Source organism: Halobellus sp. Atlit-38R (assembly GCF_003665925.1).
Lineage (GTDB): Archaea > Halobacteriota > Halobacteria > Halobacteriales > Haloferacaceae > Haloquadratum > Haloquadratum inordinatus.
Genome location: NZ_QXIJ01000005.1, coordinates 265,223 through 284,639 on the forward strand (window position 1 = coordinate 265,223; position 19,417 = coordinate 284,639).

Below are 19,417 nucleotides of genomic sequence, written 5' to 3' on the forward strand. Positions count from 1 at the left end.
ATTGGTCGTCACCCGCCGCCGAGAGCGCGGTGTCCGCCCCTTCGGCGGCGTCGGTAGTGTATCGTTACCAGTCGACGAGACCAGCGAGACGCTTATGCTTCGCGGCCCCCGAGATTCGAACGTGTTTGTCGGCCACGCGCTACTCGCGTTCGCCCTCGCGGTGCTGTTCGCCGAGTGGCGAGGCTGGTCGACACGGCAGGCACTGCTGTTGGGCGCGGCGACGGGCGCGTTCGCGGCGCTCCCGGACGTCGACGTCGTGTACGCGGTCGTCGCCCTCGACGGAGGGCAACTGTTCGGCAGCGGCGTGAACCCGACGGCGTTCTGGGACGCCGCGAACAGCGTGCACCGGTCGATGACGCACTCGGTGCTCGTCGCGCTCGTCGCAGGGCCGGCGTTCGGCCTCTGGGCCGTTCGGGCGCGGACGGCGGACGGCGTCACGAGTCGACGGCGAGCGTGGGGTGCGCGGGTCGCGAGCGCCGTGTTGCTCGTCGCGCTCGTCGCCGTCTCGATCGTCGCAAGCGGCGCACTCGGCGCCGTCGTGATGGGCGCCTTCGTCGCCGCCGGCGTCGCGGTCACGGCGCTGAGTCGCCGGAAGACGGACCTCTCGCCACGGCTGCTCGGGCTCGCGGCGACCGCCGGGCTCCTCACGCATCCGTGGGGGGATCTCGTGACCGGCCAGCCACCGCAGTTCCTGTACCCATTCGAGGTTGGCGTCATCGAAAGCCGCGTCGTCTTACATCCCGATCCGACGATGCACTTGCTGGGGGCGTTCGCGATCGAACTCGCGGCCGTGTGGCTGGCCGCGCTCGCGGTCGTGCGGGTGACCGACCGATCACTCGGGACGTTCTACGACCGGAGTGCAGTGCTCGGAGCGGGCTACGGCGCGCTCGCGCTGGTCTTGGCCCCGCCGACACTTGCGGTGTCGTATCACTTCGTGTTCTCGATTCTGGCGGTCGGAGTCGTCTGTAGCGGACTCTCGTGGTACCGGTCGACGCCGGTCGCATCGCTGCGTCGGCGACCAACCGCAGGCGACGTCCGTGCCGGGTTCGCATTCGGGGCGACCGGGCTCTCGGGGACGACGATGGCGCTGATCGGATACGTCGTCGTCTACGTGTCGCTCTGGCTGTGAGACGCGCCGCTGTTCGAGTTAGGTCCGAAAAATGTCCATCGGGATGACGGTCGACGTTCGCCCAAGTACCCCTACCCGTGCGCCCGTCGAGGCGTCGTCCCGTGACCGTATTTGAGAATTTAGCGAAACGAGTAAAAGTCTTGTGTATACTGTCGCCCTCAGTACCCCAGAATTTGGGATGAGAAGTATTCGCACATAGAGGCCGAAGCGCGGCGATTCGAGACCGGTCGAACGCGAATCCGACCCGATCCGATTCTATAGTAGCGTTTGCACGTCTTCACGCACCGAATCGAACGCAGTCGTGCGATTGGCTGTGTACTCAATTGCAAACGCTACTATAGCCGGCCTCGATACGATTCGAGTTAAAAAGTCTACTGCGTGCGGGCAGCCTCGCTACCGCCCACGAGCAGCGTATGGATGCCTCTCAGGCCATCGTGTCCTGGGCGACGACGAGGTCGAACGGAGTGTCGGCGGGTTCGTCGTCCGGGGAGAGATACCCCGCCGCGAACGCGGTGTACACCTGGCCGCCGCTCAGACTCACCTCGTATTCGGCCACGACGTCGCCGTCGTTGCTGTCGGTGTCACCCCGGATCTGCGTCGTGTAGTCGCCAGCGGGAACCTCGACGTAACCGGATCCACCGTAGGCGACGCCGTCGAACAGTACGTCACCGGCCGCGACAGTGACGTCGACGGCGGGGGCGTCGGGTGAGGCGTGAACGACCCTGAGCCGGGCCATCCCGCTGTCCGGGGCGCTGTTGTCGTCTTGGAGGACCAGCGGCTCGAACATCTGATCCGCGCCGTCGCCGATCTCACCGATCGCCGCGATCGTGTACGGTTGTCCGGATTCGACGCCCACGTCGCCCGCGAAGACCGACGCATCAGGATCGCCGGCCGCGGTGATCTCGACCGTTCGCGTCCCGGCGGGGACGTCGAGATAGCCACTCACGGCACCGAACGGGACGTCTTCGAGCGCGGCCGACCCGTCGACGTAGACGTCTACATTCGGGGCGTTCGGCGAGAGGTGCGCGACGCGGACCATCGCTGGATCGTCCATCCCGTCGCTCATTGTCCCGCTCTCGGTGTCCTGTGCGACGACGAGGTCGAACGGAGTGTCTGCGGGTTCGTCGTCCGGGGAGAGATACCCCGCCGCGAACGCGGTGTACACCTGGCCGCCGGCGAGATCGAGGTCGAAGCTCGCGACCACGTCGCCGTCGTTGCCGTCGGTGTCGCCGCGGATCTGGAGGGTGTATTCGCCAGCAGGGACCTCGACGTAGCCGGACTGGCCGTAGGCGACCCCGTCGTAGAGCGCGTCGCCGCTCGATGCCACGGTGACGTCGACAGCGGGGGCGTCGGGCGAGGCGTGGACCACGCGGACCCGGGCGGTGTCGCCGCCGGGGTCCGAGTTGTCGTCCTGGAGGATCAGCGGCTCGAACATCTGGTCTGCGCCGTCGCCGATTTCGCCGATCGCCGCGACGGTATAGGCCGTCCCATCCTCGACGGTAACTGGGCCCGAGAACACCGACGTGTCGGGGTCGCCGGCCGCGGTGATCTCGACTTGACGCTCACCGGCTGGAACGTCCAGATACTCGCTGACCGCTCCGAAGGGAACGTCTTCGAGCACGGCCGACTCGTCGACGTAGACGTCCACGTTCGGCGCGTTCGGCGAAAGGTGCGCGACGCGGACCATCGCGGAGCCCATCGGCGTCTCCTCGGGTGTCTCTGTGGCCGTCTCAGTCGGCATCGGCGTCTCCGTCGGGGTGGACGTCGCCGTCTCGGTCCCGCCCTGATCACTGTTACCGCTACAACCGGCGAGGCCGACGGTGGCTCCGGTACCGATGCCGAGCAAGACGCGTCTCCGAGTGGTGCGTGGGGTGTCTGATGACATCCAACTCAACCGAGGAATGACAGTAAAATAATCTCTTTCGCAACTCAGACTAAAATCTCGCTCACATCCCTCTAAATTCGGTCCATAGAGCCTAATTCGACAGTATAGTTTTCACACCCGAAAGAATTTTATGCGCTATACTCGGATATATGAAATGTGTGGGGCCTGCCGGATCGGTGGGTTCAGAACAGAAACCAAATGGGTATCAATCTGTACACCGCCGGAGGATTCATAATCGCGCACGGTGAATCACCCGGAGAATGGATACGGTCCTCTGGCAGACGCTCGCCGGTACACGTGGCGGGCCGAACCGTGCCCGTATCCTGCGCGCTTTGGACCGACGGCCACGGAACGCCAATCAGCTCGCCCAGGAGTTCGATCTGGCGTACAACACCATCAGACACCACCTCGACGTCCTCGAGGACAACGGGATCATCACAAGCAGCGACGCGAGTTACGGCACCGTCTATCTCCCGAGCGAGCGGGCGGAACAGCACTGGGACACCGTCGAGAAAATTATCACACAGATCGATGAGTAAGACGACCCACAGACGAACCCATCGACGCGCGAAGACACTCGAGAGCGGTCGGGGAGTGGCACTATGACGCTAATGTTGGACGCGGCCCGCCTCGCGGCAGCACTCAACATCCTCCTCCTACTGGTGGTTATCGGCGTGTGGGTCAACACGTATCGGGAGATCCGCGCTCCCTTCACGCTGGCGTCGATCGTCTTCGCGGGCTTTCTCTTAGCGGAGAACGTAGTCGCACTGTACTTCTACTTCACCGCCCCCGCGATGCCGACGATCGCCGTCCAGGTGATGATGATCCTCCAGATCCTCGAAACGGCCGGGATTAGCGTCCTCGCGTACGTCACCTGGCAATAGCGAGGGGGATATCGAGCGGTGGGCTCGCCGGATCACTTACGTCGATTCCGACCGTTCACCCGCCGTGACACTTCGCAACGCGAGCGGCACGTTCGACATCGGTGGCGAACTGACTGTGCATCGGCTGGGATTCGGTGCGATGCGAATCACCGGCGACGACGTGCTCGGCGACCCCGACGACGTCCAGAACGCGAAACGAGTGCTCCAGACGGCCGTCAACCTCGGCGTGGACTTCATCGACACCGCAGACTCCTACGGACCGGGGACCAGCGAGCGACTGATCGCCGAGGCGCTCGCGCCGTACCCCGAAGACCTCGTCGTCGCCACCAAAGGTGGGTTGCTCCGAAACCGCGACGGTGACTGGCTCACTCACGGCGACCCGGACTACCTCCGAAACGCGCACCTCTGTAGCCTCGACCGACTCCGAACGGACTGCATCGACCTGTATCAGTACCATCGCCCGGATCCCGACGTCGACTTCGAGAGGTCGGTCACGGCGCTCGCAGAACTGAAAGACGAGGGCGTGATCGGACACGTCGGCCTCAGCAACGTCAGCGTCGAACAGTTGGAGACGGCACGCGACATCGTCGAGATCGCGACCGTGCAGAATCGATACAACCTCGGGAACCGCGAGAACGAGGCCGTACTCGACGTCTGTGAGTCGAACGAAATCGGCTTCATCCCGTGGTTCCCGCTCGGAGCGGGCGATCTCGGCGACGAGAAGGCAGCGGTCCTGACGGACGTCGCCGACGCCAACGACGCCTCGGAGTACCAGGTCGCGCTAGCGTGGCTACTACAACGTTCACCCGTCGTCCTCCCCATCCCGGGGACGTCGTCGATTCCGCACCTTCGAGAGAACGTCGCCGCCTCGCACCTCGAACTGACCGACGAGGAGATGCGACGCCTGGGTGCGTGAGGGGAACGAACCGGGGACAGAGAGCGGAGTTTGTAAGTCTTCACACACCCGATCGTACGACGGCGGGTGCGCAGATGCGCAACCAGTTGCAAAGTCTACGATAGAAGATCGATGCGAAGAGTCTCGCCCCGATTCCGATGTAACTAAATATGATTTCTTCCGCAGAGGGCGTAAGTATACAGGTGTTTTTCAGTAATTCGTATTCTTCCGTTTCAGGCCATTTACTGTCGCTTTTTCATTCTGTCACGTTCGAGCACAGCTACTTTTGTTAACTATATTTATTTAACCTCTCCGGGAGATTTTTGTGGGCACACGGATAGCTACCACTCAGCAACGTGGCCTCGACAACGTACGATCAAGACACGGAGTTACACTCGAAGGCGATCCGGATCGCCCGGCGTCCAGGGGTCGGTGTCGGAGACGGCCTGATCGAAGCGGCTCGAACGTCTGCAACGGACGTCCCGGTCGTCTCGACGGGGCCGGCGGGACACCCCGGACTCGAACCGCTCGTCCTCTGTACGATCGACGACCAGACGGCACTCTATCCGAATGCGGACGTCGACGACGTCCCCGAGCTCGTCGAATCGCTCGAATCGGGCGAGTTACCCACCGCAGGAGCCAGCGAGGTCCTCAGGCACGAGCAGGACGGAACGGGCCTTCTGTCGTCTAAAACGGGAGCCTTAGCAGTCGGAGAACGGCGCGTCCTCGGTTCCTGCGGCTGGATCGATTCGACAGATCCGACCGAGCACGAGTTTCTGACCGACGACGTGGCCGTCGACCGGATCGCGGATCTGGGTCTTCTCGGGCGTGGTCGGGGCGACGCGGCCACCGACGCGCCGGTCGCCAAGCAGTGGACGACCGCGCTAGAAACGGATGGAGAGCCCGTCGTCGTCGTGAACGCGAACGAGGCCGACGAGCGCGCGCGAGCCGACGCGCTCCTCGTGGCGAGCGTTCCGTTCACCGTTCTCGACGCGGCGACCACCGTCGCCAGCCACGTCGACGCCACAGAGCTGATCGTCTACGTGAACGAGACCGACGACTGGCTGCACGAACACCTCCACCGCGTGATCGAGGCCGGTCGCGAGTACTTCGATATCGTCCCAACCGTCGTCAGTGGGCCAGACAGCTACCGCGCCGGGGAGCCGACGATGGCGCTCGAAGCGCTGGAGGGAGCCGATCGGATCGAGGCACGCCGAGGACCACCGGGACCGGCGTCACACGGCCTCTACGGCCGTCCGACGGTCCTTCACACCCCACGGACGTTCGCACAAATCTATCAGGCGCTCGTCGATCCGAGCGCGTTCGACGAGGCCGATCCGGACCCGGGGACGCGCCTCGTCACCGTTACTGGTGACGTGGAGGCGCCAGCCACCGTCGAGTTGCCGACCGGACGTCCACTGAGTACGATAACGGACGCCGTCGAACTGACAGCCGGTTCCGCCGAGCAGCAAGGCACCCTCGACTTCGAGGCCGCCGTAGTCGGCGGCCAGTTCGGCGGCTTTACCGCCGATCTTGACGTCTCCGTTGAGGCGTCGTCGCTCCGCGATGCCTCACTCGGAACGAACGAGAGCGTCGAACTACTCGCGGAATCGCGCTGCGTGGTCGCCGAGGTCGGCGAGCGAGCGAAGTTCGCCGCCGCGGAGAACTGCGGGCGGTGCGTTCCCTGTCGCGAGGGCTCGACACAACTGCTCGACGTGCTCCGGGAAGTCTACGACGGCGAGTACGACGCTGCCGGCATACGCGAACTGACGCGCGTAATGGAGCGCTCGTCGATCTGTGACTTCGGCGTCGAGACCGCCCGGATGGTCGCCTCAGCGGTCGACGAGTTCGAGTCCGAGTTTCGAGCGCACGCGAATGGACACTGCCCCAGCAAATCGTGTGACCACTGACCGATGAGTTCTCACGACACCACAACACCGTTACCACACGTCCCGAAGACGGAGAGACCGGGAAAAGAGACGCCGTTAACCGAGGATTTCAACGACGGGACGGCGAACGATCCCGAACTGCCCACGGACTCGAAGACGGTGACGCTCACCGTCGATGGGACGTCGGTGGCCGTACAGGCCGGCGAGACGATTCTCACCGCGTTACAGGAAGCGGACGCCGCCGACAACGTGCCCGCACTCTGTTACTACGACCGTGACACCGAGTGCGCCGACGACATCGGTCCGCGAAGCGAGTGCCGGACCTGTATGGTGCAGACAGCGGAGGAAGGGCTCGTCCCGGCCTGCTCGTTCCCCGTCGAAGAGGGTCTGACAGTTCGAGTCGACGCGGAAAGTGCCGCCGAGGCGCGGGACGTAAACCTCGATCTCGTCCTGTCGAACCACAACCTCCGGTGTACGACCTGCAACCAGAACGGGCAGTGCGAACTGCAGGACGCGGCGATCGAGAACGATGTCGAGGAGCCGCGGTTCGGCGTCTACGACGAACGCGATGAGTATGAACCGCTCGACGACACCTCCTCGTTCATCCAGATCGACCGCAACAAATGCATTCTCTGTAACCGCTGTGTGGAGGCCTGTAACGACGTCCAGACCGAGGGCGTCCTCAAGATCGAGGGAAGCGGCGCGGACACGCACATCGGATTCCAGTCCGACGCGGAGACGATGGCCGACTCCGAGTGCGTCTCCTGCGGGCACTGTGCAACCGTCTGTCCGACCGGCTCGCTCACCGAGAAGGGGATGGCCGATATGGCGACGCTCCCGCTCCCCGGGTTCAATCAGCGCAATTCGATCGGGGACGTCATCGACCGCGAGCCCGTCGAAACGCTCGACGATACGTCCGCGCCGAACCGTGGTGTCGAGGCCGACGGGGAGGATCGAGACGACATTGACGTCTCCGAGAAGTCCGGCGTCGCGCGGTTTATGGCGAAGGCCAAGAACGCCGCGAAAGACACCGTCACCGAGTACGGCAAGCGAGCCTTCGTCGCCGGAGAGCACGCTGCGGAGTCGATGGCGACGAAGACGCTCTCGGAGGGCCAGATGTTCGAGATCGCAGACCGCGTCAGCGACTACCGACTCGACGATGTCGACACCGAGGAGACGACGTGCGGCTTCTGTGCGGTCGGGTGTCGCTTCGAGATGGTCGGCACCGACGGCGACTACCGCGGTGTCAAGCCCGTCGAAGACCCGAGCGATGCGCCCGCAAACGACTTCTCGACCTGCGTGAAAGGGAAGTTCGGACACGAGTTCGCCGAGTCCGAAAACCGGCTCACCTCGCCGCTGATCCGCGGCGACGACGGGGCGCTGCGGGAGGCCTCTTGGGGAGAAGCACTCGATCTCGTCGCAGCGCAGTTCCGCGAGATCTGCGACGAGCACGGCCGCGACGCCGTATCCGCGCTGGCGTCCTCGAAGGGATCGAACGAGGAGGCGTATCTCGTCCAGAAGTTCGCCCGGCAGGTGCTCGGCACAAAGAACGTCGACAACTGCGCCCGACTCTGTCACTCCTCGACCGTCGCTGCCCTCCAGCAGACCGTTGGGTACGGTGCGATGACGAACCGCATTAACGAGGACATCGGCGAGGCAGACGCCTACCTCATCACGGGGTCGAACACGACCGAGTCGCATCCGGTGCTCGCAACCCGAATCAAGCGCAACGTCCGCGACGGGGCCTCGCTCACAGTCTTCGACCCGCGACGAATCGGCGTCGCCGAGCACGCCGACCACTACTGCCGGACGAAACCCGGCTACGACGTCGCGTGGATCAATGGGCTCATTCGGTACGCGATCGAGCACGACCACCACGACAAGCCGTTCATCGAACGCAACACGCACAACTTCGAGGAGTTAGTGAAGAAGGTCGAGCCCTTCACGCCGGACCGTGTCGAGGAACTGGTCGGCGTCCCGCGGGAGGAGTTCGTCGCGGCCGCGGAGACGGTCTGTACCGCCGACTCGCTGGTCATTGGATGGGCGATGGGAATGACCCAGTCCAGCCACGGCACCCAGAATTGCCTCGCGCTTGCGAACCTCGCACTCGTCCTCGGACAGATCGGCAAACCCGGGGCGGGCCTATCGCCATTCCGCGGGCAGAACAACGTCCAGGGCGGCGGCGGGGATATGGGGACGCTCCCCGACTCGCTACCCGGGTATCAGTCAGTCGAAGACGAGGACGTGCTCGACAAGTTCGAGCGGTCGTGGGGAGAACGGCCGCCGGCAGAGGCCGGTCTGACAGTCCCACAGATGATGGACGAAGCAGAGGCGGGGAACCTCCGCGGGATGTACATCGTTGGAGAGAATCCGGCCCTCTCGGAGCCTGACCTCTCCCATGCCGCGGCAGCACTCAACGAGCTCGACTTCCTCGTCGTGCAGGACATCTACGAGACCGAGACGGCCGAGTACGCGGACGTGATCCTTCCAGCGGCGACCTCTCCCGAGAAAACGGGGACGTTCACGAACACCGAGCGTCGGATCCAGCGGGTGAACGGGGTCGCAGACCCGCCCGGAGCAGCCAGACAGGACTGGGAGATCACCCAGGCGCTCGCGGCGCGACTCGGCTACGAGTGGGACTACGACCACCCACGCGAGGTGATGGACGAGATCGCGAGCCTCACGCCCATCTACGGCGGAGTCTCCTACGAGCGACTTGACAGCGGCGACGAGCACGGTCTCCAGTGGCCCGTACCGGACGAGAACCACCCCGGAACCGACTACCTCTACAACTACGAGAACGGTAATTTCAACCATCCCGATGGGAAGGCCCGCTTCGTACCCGCGGATATGCAGAAGCCGGGAGAGTTACCCGACGAGGAGTTCCCTCTCACCCTCACCTCGGGGCGTGTGCTGTATCACTGGCACACCGGACAGCTCACGCGTCGCGTCGAAGGGCTGATGAGCCACGTCGGGGAGTCGTTCGTCGAGCTCAACCCCGAACTGGCGGACTCGCTCGGCGTCAACGAGGGGGAGTACGTCCGCGTGACGTCACGGCGCGGTGCGATCGTGGTGAAGGCGGAGATCACCGATCGAGTCGGCGAGGGCACCGTCTTTATCCCGATGCACTTCGCCGCGGGTGCGGTGAACGAACTGACTCAGGAGACCTTCGACCCGACGTCGGGGATTCCAGAGTACAAGGTTGCGAGCGTCCGCATCGAATCGCTCGGAATGGAAACCCAAGAAGACGTCCTCGAAGCGCCGGATAGAAGCGACGGCGTCCGCTCGGACTGAGCCAAGTCGTCGGGCGACGGAGGCGTCTGTCGACCGGCAGCAGGCAGGAGTCGCTCCGGCCCTCAGTTGATCGACCGATCCTGATGCTCCCAGTAGGGGTCTCGGAGCGCGGCTTTGTCCACTTTCCCGTGTGACGTCGTTGGGAGTGCGTCCACGAAGCTGAGTGATTTCGGCTGTTCGTAATCCGCGAGGTGCTCACTGGCGTGGCGTTGCAGTTCCCGTTCGGTGAGGGAGGCAGCCGCCGGGACGACGACGGCGTGAACCGCTTCGCCCCACGTCTCGTCCGGAATGCCGAACACGACCGCCTGATCGACGTCAGGGTGAGACGTCAACGCGTTCTCGACGGTGTAGCTGTAGACGTTGAGCCCGCCCGAGACGATCACGTCGTGTTTTCGGTCGAGGAGGTAGAGATATCCGTCGCCGTCGAGGCGACCGATGTCGCCCGTCGATACCCAGCCGTCTTCGAGCGTGTCTTCGGTCGCCTCCGGTCGGTTGTGGTAGTACTCGAACGCATAGGGAGCGGTCGCCAGAACCTCACCGACCTCCCCAGCGTCCAACTCCGCGCCGGTGTCCGGGTCGGCGATGCGGACCTCGGCCATCAGACAGGGGTGGCCAGCGGACTCCAGTCGCTCGGGCGCGCGACCGTCAGTGGCCATCGCGTGTTCTTTTCGGCCGAGCACGCTGATCAGGTTCGGAACTTCCGTCTGTCCGTAGAACTGACAGAATATCGGGCCAAAGGCGGCGATTCCGTCTTCGAGTTTGTCGGAACGGATGGGTGCAGCGCCGTAAAGCATCCGTTCGAGAGAGGAGCAATCGTACGAGTCGTAGGGCGCTTCCAGAAGCCGGTAGATCATCGTCGGGACGACGAACGTCCACGTGACGCCGTAGCGCTCAATAGCATCAAGGAGACTCTCCGGGGTGAAGCCCCGCTGGACGACCGTTCGTCCGCCACCCAGGAGGTTCGCCCACAGAAACGTCCCGGCGGAGTGCGACAAGGGGGTGACGACGAGACCCGTATCGCGTCCGTCGAATCCGAACTCGGCGAGGTGCGCGTAGAGACTCGCGACGAGACTGTGCTGCGAGTACACGACGCCTTTCGGCTTCCCTGTCGTCCCGCCGGTGTAGAAGAGACCGGCCGGATCGTCGGGGGCGACTTCGAGGTCACGGTAGGTGGGCTCGACAGACGTGTCGCCGGCGACCATCTCGTGGTAGTCCCGAACGGTCGTCTCGGGGATGTCGTCCGGCGGGTCGTCCGAGACGACGACGACGGTTTCCGGCGCAGCCGTCGCAGTAGCCTGTTCGGCGACGGGATCGGAGTACTCCGGTTCGCAGACGACCGCCCGGGCCCCGGAGTCCGAGAGGATATATTGGATCTCCTCCGACGAGAGCATCGGATTGAGGGGGACGCGAACGGCACCCATCTTGATGATCGCGAGATCGACCAGAACAGATTCGGGGCGGTTCGACAGCAACACCGCGACTTTATCACCCGGTTCGAGGCCCGAGTCGATGAACGCCGCCGCCAACGCCGACGAACGGGAATCGAGCGTCTCGTAGCTGAGGGTGCGGTCCGCCGTAACGAGGGCGGTCCGGTCCCGGTATCGTTGAAGAGCGTTCTCGAAGAGCGTCCGCAACGTCTGGTTGGCCGGTGCGTTCATACGTGTGTCTCAGGTGATGCGCGGAGGGCGACCGTGTTATGTGCTTCGCTGTGCGCTGCGGGCGTGTCCGCGGCGACGAGGGGCGCGACCGAACCACTCACCTCCTCACGCGGTGTGTTCGACGATGGCGTCTTCGATGGCGTCGACCGTCCGCACCAGTTGGTCACGGGAGATCGTCAGCGGCGGCTGGAACCGCAGGACGTTCTTGTAGAAGCCGCCGGTGCCGATGATGATCCCGTTGTCTCGGAGGTGAGTGCCGATCTGACCCGTCAGCTTCGGATCGGGTGCGGGCGCGACGTCCATCGGCCCGAGTTCGTCGGGGGTGACGATCTCGATGCCCTGCATCAGTCCGAGTCCGCGCGTATCGCCGACGACGTCGTACTCGGCTTCGAGTTCTGCGAGCCTATCTCCGAGCCACTGGCCCTGCTCTCGCGTGTTCTCTATGATGCCGTCCTGAAGTTGGTTGATCGTCTCCAGCGCTGCCGCGCACGTCACCGGATTCCCGCCGAACGTCGACAGGTGATCGCCCGACTCGAAGGCGTCGGCGATTTCGGGCTTGGCGGTGAATGCACCCAGCGGAAGCCCGTTGGCGATCCCCTTCGCCTGCGGCATAATATCCGGGACGACGTCGAAGTGATCGGACGCCCACATCTCGCCGGTGCGTCCGTATCCGGACTGGACTTCGTCGACGATCAACAGTGCGTCGTGCTCGTGTGCGATCTCTTGGACCTCTTCCAACCACCCTGATGGAGGGACGATGATCCCACCCTCGCCCATCACCGGCTCGACGACAACCGCAGCGAGGTCACCGGTCGTGTGCGAGTCGATGACGCGTTCGACGTCGGTCGCGCAGCCACCCGAACAGGGGCCGCCGTCGCACATCTGACAGCGGTAGGCGTACGGCGGGGCGACGTGCGAGACGTCGTTGAGGGTCGGGCCCATCTCGGATTTGTAGCCTTTGTTCCCAGTCAGCGCGAGCGACCCCATCGTCCGGCCGTGGAAGGACATCTCGAGGGCCAGCACTTCCTTCGACCCGGTGTACTTCCGCGCGAGTTTGATCGCGCCTTCGACGGCTTCCGTTCCGGAGTTACAGAAGAACGATTTCTGGAGGTCCCCCGGGGTGATCTCTGCGAGCTTCTCGCCCAGCTCCGCCGCAGGCTCGTGCGGATGGACGTAGGTGCAACCGTGGACGAACTCGTCCAGTTGCTCTTTCGCCGCAGAAACGACCGCGTCGTTCGTGTGACCGACGTTCGTGACCGAGATACCCGAGAAGACGTCGAGATACTCGTTCTCCTCGAAGTCTTCGACGGTGCACCCGGACGCACGCTTGATCGGTGTGTTCAGCTCTTTCCAGATCGGCATCAGGTACCGATCGTACCGCTCCTCGACGGCAGCGTTAGAACGGTCTGTGGTGTGTTCCTGCGACATTGGCCCTGAGCTATGTGTATGAACACAGTACCATTAATCTGGTGATTGTTGGAATTTATCCGGGTAAATATCGTGTACACAGATGGAGTGCGACAAAACAGATATATAATCGGATGAAGTGTTTCAGTCTCTCGTCCCTGAAATTGAGGACGTTTCGATCGGTCGGATAGGTAGGGCCGGCAGAAATCGAAGCGTCCCGAGAAGACGCCAAGTGCGAGCGAGGCAGTCGGGACGGCGAGGCGTGGCCGTCTCCGGTTCTCATACTGTTGACCAGCAGTTCGTGAATTACGTTGATCTCTACGGGGTTCCGATACGCTTCATAGAGTTCTATCCGACCGTATCAGAGGTTTTCGATCGCTTCTAAGAGCGTCTCGCTCTCCAGATCGTTGATCGGACGTGGTTCGTTCTTGACCGTAGTGATGACGAACTTCGAGCTCGTCCGCTGGATCTCGTCGATCGATTCGTAGCTCGCGATCAGCGATTCGACTTTCTCCCGCTTGGTCACGTGCGCGATAACGATGAAGTCGGTGTCACCCATCGTGAAGTACACTTGTGAGACCGACTCCAGGTCGGCCAGTTTCTCACCGACGACCTCGTGATAGCCCTCGTCGAACTTCGCGTTCACCTCGCTGATGACGGTCAGCGTCACCCCCATCTTGGAGAGGTCCATATCGTAGAGGTCGTTCTCGATGACGCCGTCCTCTCGGAGCTGTTTCAGCCGGTAGTGTACTGTCGACTTCGGGATTCCCGTTTCGGCTTCGATCTGTTCTGGACCGCTCGTCTTTTCGCGAGCGAGCGTCTTCAGAATCCGAATGTCTTTCTCGTCCATAGTGTGGTGTGTCTTGCTCGCCGTCGACCCCGATCGCGGCAGGGTCGGCGGCCGTTATACGGTACGTTGTTTTAAAATGCGCCGTAATATTAAATCTGGTTCAATCGGTAGGGGGTGCCGACGAAGCGTGACCGCCCGAGTTACAGTCCGAGTTCGTCAGCGACGTCCGCCAGTGTCGCGTCCATCCGATCGACGATCTCGTCGGCGTCCGCCTCGTCGATCGTCAGCGGCGGCGTGAGTAACGTGAGGTCGCCTTTCGAGGCGTCCACGTGGCCGCCGGTCGGGTACGTGATGATGCTGTTGTCGAGTCCGCTCTCGAACAGTTCGTTCTGGAACCGCTCGCCGGTATCTTCGAGCGGCGCTTTCGTTTCGCGGTCGCCGACGAATTCGATCCCGAGCATCAGCCCCTTGCCGCGGATGTCGCCGACGAAGTCGTACTTATAGAGCCGCTGTAACTCCTCGTGGAGATATGCACCGACCTGCCGTGAATTGGCCACGAGATCGCGTGCCTGCATATATTCGAGTACGGCCTTGCCGATGGCTGCCGAAGCGGGGTTGAAGCAGTAGGTGTGGCCGTGCTGGAAGCCGTTTTCGAGGTCTTCGAACACCTCCACGACGCGTCGGTGCGGCATCGTCCCGCCGACGGGCGTGTAGCCGCCGGTCATCCCCTTCGCGCTCGTGATGATGTCCGGCGTGACGTCCCAGTGTTCGATCCCGAAGTTCTCCCCCGTTCGACCGAACCCGGCCATCACTTCGTCGACGATCATCAGGACGTTGTACTCGTCGCAGATCTCGCGGACGCGCTCGAAGTAGCCGTCGTGCGGATACGCCCCGGCGTTGGCTGCCCCGGTCACCGGTTCGGTGATGAACGCCGCGACGGATTCTGCGCCCTCGTCCTGGATGATCCGCTCCAGTTCGTTCGCACGCTCGATCCCGCACTCGCGGCCGCCGTCTCCGTCACAGTACGGACAGCGGTACGGGGTTGCACTCGGGGCTTTCGGGAAGTTCTGGAACAGCGGCTCCATCTTGTCCTTCCGGGCCGGAAATCCCGACACGGCCATCGCACCCGCCGTGTTCCCGTGGTAGCTTCGCCGGCGGCCGATGACCTTGTACTTTCGCTCGTCGCCACGCTCGAAGTGGTACTGCCGGGCCATCTTGATCGCGCTCTCGTTGGCCTCCGAACCGCTCCCAACGAGCCACGTGTGCTCGAAGCCGTCCGGCGTGAACTCCGCGATCTTCGCGGTGTACTCCATCGCCGGTTCGTTCGCGAACAGCATACTCGAGGTGTACTCGAGCGTCTCGATCTGTTCTTTGGCGGCCGCGGCGATCTCCTCTCGTCCGTGTCCGATATTGACGTTCTGATTACCCGAGATCGCGTCGAGATATCGATTGTCGTCGGCGTCCCACACGTAGTGGCCCTGCCCGCGCGTGATCGTCACGTACTCCGTGTCGAACACGCGGGGAAACATCCCGCCGAGTTCCGTTCCTGGCGTCGTCGGTCGCTGTTGGTGACTCATTTGTCCTCTTCGATCTGCATCAGTCGCTTCCAGTTCCGTTCCATCGTATCGGCCCACTCGTCGAATCCGATCTCGTAGATGCGGTCGGTGTCGCGTAAGACGGTGTCCGTGGGATCGATCGTCCGGAGCATCGCCACCTCCCGCCGGGTCGGAACGGGCGTCGTTCCGACGTCGTCGGCGACGTTCAGGTCCCACTGCACCATCTCGCGGACCTCCTCGACGTCGATCCCGGGATGCGTCGAACGTAAGTACATCTCTTTGGTCTCCTCGTCGAAGCCGAACACCGCCATATCAGTGATCACGGTCTCGGGGCCGCCGCCGGGGAAGCCGAACTCCTCGCGTGCGCCCGGCCCGTCGAGATACCCCGGAGCCGTGACGTAATCCAGCTCGGACGTGAACGCCCGGGCCCGCTGTCGCATCATCACGATCGTCCGGCCGCAAGAGGTCATAATGTCGTTGCTCCCCCCCGAACCAGGGAGCCGAACCTTGGGGTTCTCGTAGGATCCCTCGGCCCCCGTGACGACGGTCGAGTTCGTGTTCCCGTACTTGTCGATCTGTCCGGCACCGATGATGCCCACGTCGAACAGGCCGCGCTGATTGTCGACGAAGATCTGCATTTGGTCCGTCGCGACGAGCGAATCGACGCCGAGCACGCTGTCGGAGATTGACTGCACGACGCCCGGCGGCCGCGATCCGACGTATCCGGACTCCGTGACCAGTTGGCAGCGGGGCGCGTGCGTGTACTTCGCCAGCACGCCCGAGATCAGCGACATCCCGACGCCGATGAACGCCATTTCGCCGTCGTCGATCTCGCGGGACGCGGTGACGGCCAGCAGTTCGGTCAGCGAGTAATCGTCGGCCGGTTCGTCTGGATTCGCTACGTCGAGCGGCGACCCATCCGTCGCGCCGCCGTCTCCCTCGGGATCTGTCTCACCAGTCATAGTTTGCCACCGTTGATCGTCTGTTCGAGTTCTTCGAGACGAGCGAGTCGGTCGGCGCCGACCTTCTCGAGGTACTCCTCGTGTGGGACGATCCACTCGTCGAGCCAGTCTTGGAACTCGTCGTAGTCCTGCGACCGCAGACCGTATTCCCGATAGAACGGGAGATCCGCGTAGTAGTGTCCGTAGCAGTGCCACGGGTGACTCCCGAAGGGCACCTCGACGACTGAATCGACCGTGTAGAAGGGGATCTTCGTGAGTTCGGGCGACTCCGCGATCGTCTCACTCGGGACGATCTCCTCGCAGGTGATGATCGTCGTGTCGGCCGCCCTGACTTTGAGGTGGTCGTTGACCGTGTTCCCGTAGATGTGGGCGTTGCCGTGGCGGTCTGCCTGCTGGACGTGAATGATCGCGACGTCCGGCGTCGCGGCCGGCACGGCAGCGAGCGGCTCCCCCGAGCCGAACGGGTCGTCGATGACCTCGATGTCGTCGTTGTGTTCGGCGATGTCCGTCCCGAGCATCGACCGCGTCGGGACGAACGGGACGTTCATCGCGCCCGCGAAGAACATCAGCGAGGAACCGAAGTTCGAGACGTCCTGCATCGTCAGGTCCTTCGGGACGCCCTCTTCGACCGCCCGGCGGACGTTGTGTCCCTGTGAGATGAGGCTGGTCCCGACCCACGAGCCGACGTACTCGTCGACGCAGCCGGCACCGACCATCGCGTCGAACAGCGTCGTTCGGGCGTCGTCGACGACGCGCAGGCCGGTCTTTTCCTGTCGGATGATTTCCCGCGCCGCCGCTTCCGGGTCGCGGCCACCCATCCCACCGAACGCGATACTTGCGCCGTCCGGGACGTGATCAGAAATCGCTGTCTGCAGCGTCTGTGTCTTGTCGTGTGTGTCGCTCATTATTTCGGTCTAAACGGATCGTACTCGTGATCTTCGACGGTTCGAGCGTGGTGGTCGTCGATGTCGCGGATCGGGTGATCGCGGTACTCATCGAGGACCGAGTGCAGTCCCTCGACCGCAGCGTCGAGGAACGCCTCACCCTTTTCGGCACTTGCCTCGGTCGCATCTCCCATCGTTCCGGTCTCGGAGACGGTCGACCACCACTCCATCATCGCGACCGGCGTCGACTCCTCCTCGCGCGTTTCGCCGGCCAGGTCCAGGTTGTTGAAGTGCTTCGATTCGGGGTAGGAGACGTCGTCGGCCAGTTCGTCAGTGCGAACGTCGTCTGGGTGCAGCGCGAGATACATCGACGTCTCCATTTCACCGGCGTGCGCTGAGCCCTGCGGACCCGCGTCGCGGTGGGTGCGTGCCGCTTCACGTACCTCCTCGATTTGCCACCACGATAGGTTCCCGCAGTGGACGTCAGGGTACTGGAGGATCACCTGCCGGGCGACCTGTTGGAGCAGGTGGTCGTTCGAGCCGTGGCCGTTGACGAGGAGAATCTTCTCGAATCCGTGGTGCGCGAGCGAGACGCAGATGTCGATGGTGTGCTTTACGAACGTCTCCCAGTCGATCGTGATCCCGCCGGGATAGTCCATATGGTGCGGGAGGTAACCGTGATCGACGGTCGGAAACAGGAGGGTGTCGTCTCGGTCGCGGGCCGTTCGCTCGCAGATGGCCGAAACGAGTTCGCGGTCGACGTCGAGCGGGAGGTGATGGCCGTGATCCTCGGTCGCGCCGACCGGGACCAGTACCATCTTCTCGTCTTCGACGGCCTCGTTCACCTCCGGCCAGGTGAGTTTGTCGTACCGATACTCGTCGCTCATTCGTCCTCCTCGTACCCGCACCACTCCATCGCCAGCAGTGCGTACGCCTTCGTGATCCGTTCGAGTTCGTCGACCGGGAGGAACTCGTCGGTGCCGTGGATGTTGTGCGCGCCCGGGCCGAAACAGATCGCCGGGGTGTCCGCGTAGTTCACGAAGAAGCGCGAATCGATCCCGCCGGGGAACCCTTTGGGCTGGCTCTCGCCGTTCATTGTCCCCATCACGTCCTGCACGGCGTGGATGATGGGCTCGTCAGTGCTGATCTTCGCGGAACTCCCGCGCCAGCCGAACCACTCGACCGTTGGCGGATGCTCGTCGAACCACGGATCGTCGGCGGCCTCGCGGACAGTTTCTTCGACGACCGTGTGGATGTGTTCGCGCGTCTCCGCGGGGGCGTGCGAGATGCGCGCCTCCAGGGTGGCTTCGTCAGGGACGCTCGACGGCCACTCGCCGGCGTGAATCGACCCGAGGTTGAGCGAGACGGTCTGATCGTACCACTGCTCGAACAGCGGGTCGTGAACGCTCGTCTTCCGCTCGTCGTGCAGTTCAGAGAGCGCCTGGAAGATCGGATAGAGCTTTGCGGCGGCGTTCACGCCGTCGTCCGTCCGTGCGGCGTGGGCGCTTTTGCCCTCGACAGTGACTCTAAAGTACGAAACCCCGTCGTTGGCGATCCACATATCGAAGTCCGTCGGCTCGGGAATGACGACCGCGTCGTACGCGCCGCCGGCCGCGGGCCCAGCGAGCGCGGTCGCGAGTGAGCCGCCGAATCCGCCGGCTTCCTCTTCGATCACGGTTTCGATCGCGAGGTCGCCCTGTAGCGTGACGCCCGCGCGATCGAGCGCGGCGAGCGCGAAGATCATCGCGCCGACGCCGCCTTTCATATCCGACGCGCCGCGTCCGAGGATCCGACCATCCTCGACTGCGCCGGAGAAGGGATCGAACGACCACTTTTCGCGGTCGTTCTCGGGGACCACGTCGACGTGACCATTGAACACGAGCGACCGTCCCTCGCCGGTGCCCGAGCGTTCGGCCACCAGGTTCGAGCGCGATTCGTAGGAGTGGCCGGTGTCGGAAAACTCCGGATGATCGCGAATCCCGTCGACGTCGTCGGCGTTGAGCTCGCGAACCGACAGGTCGAGCGCTTCGAGCCGGTCGCGAACGACGGCCTGGGCGCCGGCTTCGTCCCCCAAAACGCTCCGCTCTGCGACGAGGTCGCCGACGAACTCCTGCAGTTCCGGGAGGAGTTCTTCGACAGCTGTCAGTACGTTTTCACGGTCCGTATCGTCGATGCTAGTCATCG

15 protein-coding genes are annotated in these 19,417 nt (G+C 63.5%); 6 read left to right on the forward strand and 9 right to left on the reverse strand.

All coding sequences use genetic code 11. The annotated features are described in order from the left end of the window. Position 1: 1 nt before the first annotated feature. The gene (locus D3D02_RS09595) at positions 2–1,129 is read left to right on the forward strand and encodes a metal-dependent hydrolase (protein ID WP_199723053.1); all 1,128 of its coding nucleotides are present in this window, start codon (positions 2–4) and stop codon (positions 1,127–1,129) included. 424 nt (positions 1,130–1,553) lie between these two features. Here the strand turns inward: D3D02_RS09595 and D3D02_RS09600 are convergent, their stop codons facing one another. After that, positions 1,554–3,014 (reverse strand): DUF4397 domain-containing protein, encoded by a 1,461-nt coding sequence (locus D3D02_RS09600; RefSeq protein WP_121569758.1) that lies wholly within the window; start codon positions 3,012–3,014, stop codon positions 1,554–1,556. Positions 3,015–3,274: 260 nt separating this feature from the next. On the opposite strand from D3D02_RS09600, the gene D3D02_RS09605 reads away from it, so the two are divergent. From D3D02_RS09605 to fdhF, 5 genes are all read left to right on the forward strand, one after another. Beyond that, on the forward strand, positions 3,275–3,553 hold the full coding sequence (locus D3D02_RS09605; RefSeq protein ID WP_121569759.1) for a winged helix-turn-helix domain-containing protein: 279 nt from the start codon (positions 3,275–3,277) through the stop codon (positions 3,551–3,553). 63 nt (positions 3,554–3,616) lie between these two features. Further along, entirely contained in the window at positions 3,617–3,898 is a 282-nt protein-coding gene (locus D3D02_RS09610) for a hypothetical protein (protein ID WP_121569760.1), read from the forward strand. Positions 3,899–3,962: 64 nt separating this feature from the next. After that, positions 3,963–4,814: an aldo/keto reductase gene (locus tag D3D02_RS09615; RefSeq protein WP_121569761.1), complete on the forward strand. Its 852-nt coding sequence runs from the start codon at positions 3,963–3,965 to the stop codon at positions 4,812–4,814. Between the two features lie 335 nt (positions 4,815–5,149). After that, positions 5,150–6,703 carry an NADH-ubiquinone oxidoreductase-F iron-sulfur binding region domain-containing protein gene (locus D3D02_RS09620; RefSeq protein ID WP_233560628.1) on the forward strand — a complete coding sequence of 518 codons (1,554 nt, stop codon included), beginning with the start codon at positions 5,150–5,152 and terminating at the stop codon, positions 6,701–6,703. 3 nt (positions 6,704–6,706) lie between these two features. Next, the gene (fdhF, locus tag D3D02_RS09625; protein ID WP_121569762.1) at positions 6,707–9,976 is read left to right on the forward strand and encodes a formate dehydrogenase subunit alpha; all 3,270 of its coding nucleotides are present in this window, start codon (positions 6,707–6,709) and stop codon (positions 9,974–9,976) included. Positions 9,977–10,038: 62 nt separating this feature from the next. Here the strand turns inward: fdhF and D3D02_RS09630 are convergent, their stop codons facing one another. The 8 genes from D3D02_RS09630 to D3D02_RS09665 form a co-directional block, all read right to left on the reverse strand. Further along, on the reverse strand, positions 10,039–11,634 hold the full coding sequence (locus tag D3D02_RS09630; protein ID WP_121569763.1) for an AMP-binding protein: 1,596 nt from the start codon (positions 11,632–11,634) through the stop codon (positions 10,039–10,041). 105 nt (positions 11,635–11,739) lie between these two features. Further along, positions 11,740–13,062: an aspartate aminotransferase family protein gene (locus tag D3D02_RS09635; RefSeq protein WP_121569764.1), complete on the reverse strand. Its 1,323-nt coding sequence runs from the start codon at positions 13,060–13,062 to the stop codon at positions 11,740–11,742. Positions 13,063–13,402: 340 nt separating this feature from the next. Continuing rightward, complete coding sequence (locus D3D02_RS09640) at positions 13,403–13,891, reverse strand: Lrp/AsnC family transcriptional regulator (protein WP_121569765.1); 489 nt, start codon at positions 13,889–13,891, stop codon at positions 13,403–13,405. A gap of 140 nt (positions 13,892–14,031) precedes the next feature. Further along, positions 14,032–15,408: an aspartate aminotransferase family protein gene (locus tag D3D02_RS09645; RefSeq protein ID WP_121569766.1), complete on the reverse strand. Its 1,377-nt coding sequence runs from the start codon at positions 15,406–15,408 to the stop codon at positions 14,032–14,034. Beyond that, entirely contained in the window at positions 15,405–16,349 is a 945-nt protein-coding gene (locus tag D3D02_RS09650; protein WP_121569767.1) for a CoA-transferase subunit beta, read from the reverse strand. Before D3D02_RS09650 ends, D3D02_RS09645 begins: the two co-directional genes overlap by 4 nt. Next, positions 16,346–17,254 (reverse strand): CoA transferase subunit A, encoded by a 909-nt coding sequence (locus tag D3D02_RS09655; protein ID WP_121569768.1) that lies wholly within the window; start codon positions 17,252–17,254, stop codon positions 16,346–16,348. Before D3D02_RS09655 ends, D3D02_RS09650 begins: the two co-directional genes overlap by 4 nt. After that, on the reverse strand, positions 17,254–18,120 hold the full coding sequence (locus D3D02_RS09660; protein WP_121569769.1) for a creatininase family protein: 867 nt from the start codon (positions 18,118–18,120) through the stop codon (positions 17,254–17,256). Before D3D02_RS09660 ends, D3D02_RS09655 begins: the two co-directional genes overlap by 1 nt. Next, on the reverse strand, positions 18,117–19,415 hold the full coding sequence (locus tag D3D02_RS09665; protein ID WP_121569770.1) for an ArgE/DapE family deacylase: 1,299 nt from the start codon (positions 19,413–19,415) through the stop codon (positions 18,117–18,119). The genes D3D02_RS09660 and D3D02_RS09665 overlap by 4 nt, the downstream gene beginning before the upstream one ends. Between the last annotated feature and the right edge of the window lie 2 nt (positions 19,416–19,417).

Excerpts from the sequence above, each read along its gene's own strand:
- D3D02_RS09610 (WP_121569760.1), top strand. The coding sequence starts at position 3,617 with ATGACGCTAATGTTGGACGCGGCCCGCCTCGCGGCAGCACTCAACATC.
- fdhF (WP_121569762.1), top strand. The coding sequence starts at position 6,707 with ATGAGTTCTCACGACACCACAACACCGTTACCACACGTCCCGAAGACG.
- D3D02_RS09645 (WP_121569766.1), bottom strand. The coding sequence starts at position 15,408 with ATGAGTCACCAACAGCGACCGACGACGCCAGGAACGGAACTCGGCGGG.
- D3D02_RS09655 (WP_121569768.1), bottom strand. The coding sequence starts at position 17,254 with ATGAGCGACACACACGACAAGACACAGACGCTGCAGACAGCGATTTCT.
- D3D02_RS09600 (WP_121569758.1), bottom strand. The coding sequence starts at position 3,014 with ATGTCATCAGACACCCCACGCACCACTCGGAGACGCGTCTTGCTCGGC.
- D3D02_RS09650 (WP_121569767.1), bottom strand. The coding sequence starts at position 16,349 with ATGACTGGTGAGACAGATCCCGAGGGAGACGGCGGCGCGACGGATGGG.
- D3D02_RS09640 (WP_121569765.1), bottom strand. The coding sequence starts at position 13,891 with ATGGACGAGAAAGACATTCGGATTCTGAAGACGCTCGCTCGCGAAAAG.
- D3D02_RS09660 (WP_121569769.1), bottom strand. The coding sequence starts at position 18,120 with ATGAGCGACGAGTATCGGTACGACAAACTCACCTGGCCGGAGGTGAAC.
- D3D02_RS09605 (WP_121569759.1), top strand. The coding sequence starts at position 3,275 with ATGGATACGGTCCTCTGGCAGACGCTCGCCGGTACACGTGGCGGGCCG.
- D3D02_RS09665 (WP_121569770.1), bottom strand. The coding sequence starts at position 19,415 with ATGACTAGCATCGACGATACGGACCGTGAAAACGTACTGACAGCTGTC.
- D3D02_RS09630 (WP_121569763.1), bottom strand. The coding sequence starts at position 11,634 with ATGAACGCACCGGCCAACCAGACGTTGCGGACGCTCTTCGAGAACGCT.
- D3D02_RS09635 (WP_121569764.1), bottom strand. The coding sequence starts at position 13,062 with ATGTCGCAGGAACACACCACAGACCGTTCTAACGCTGCCGTCGAGGAG.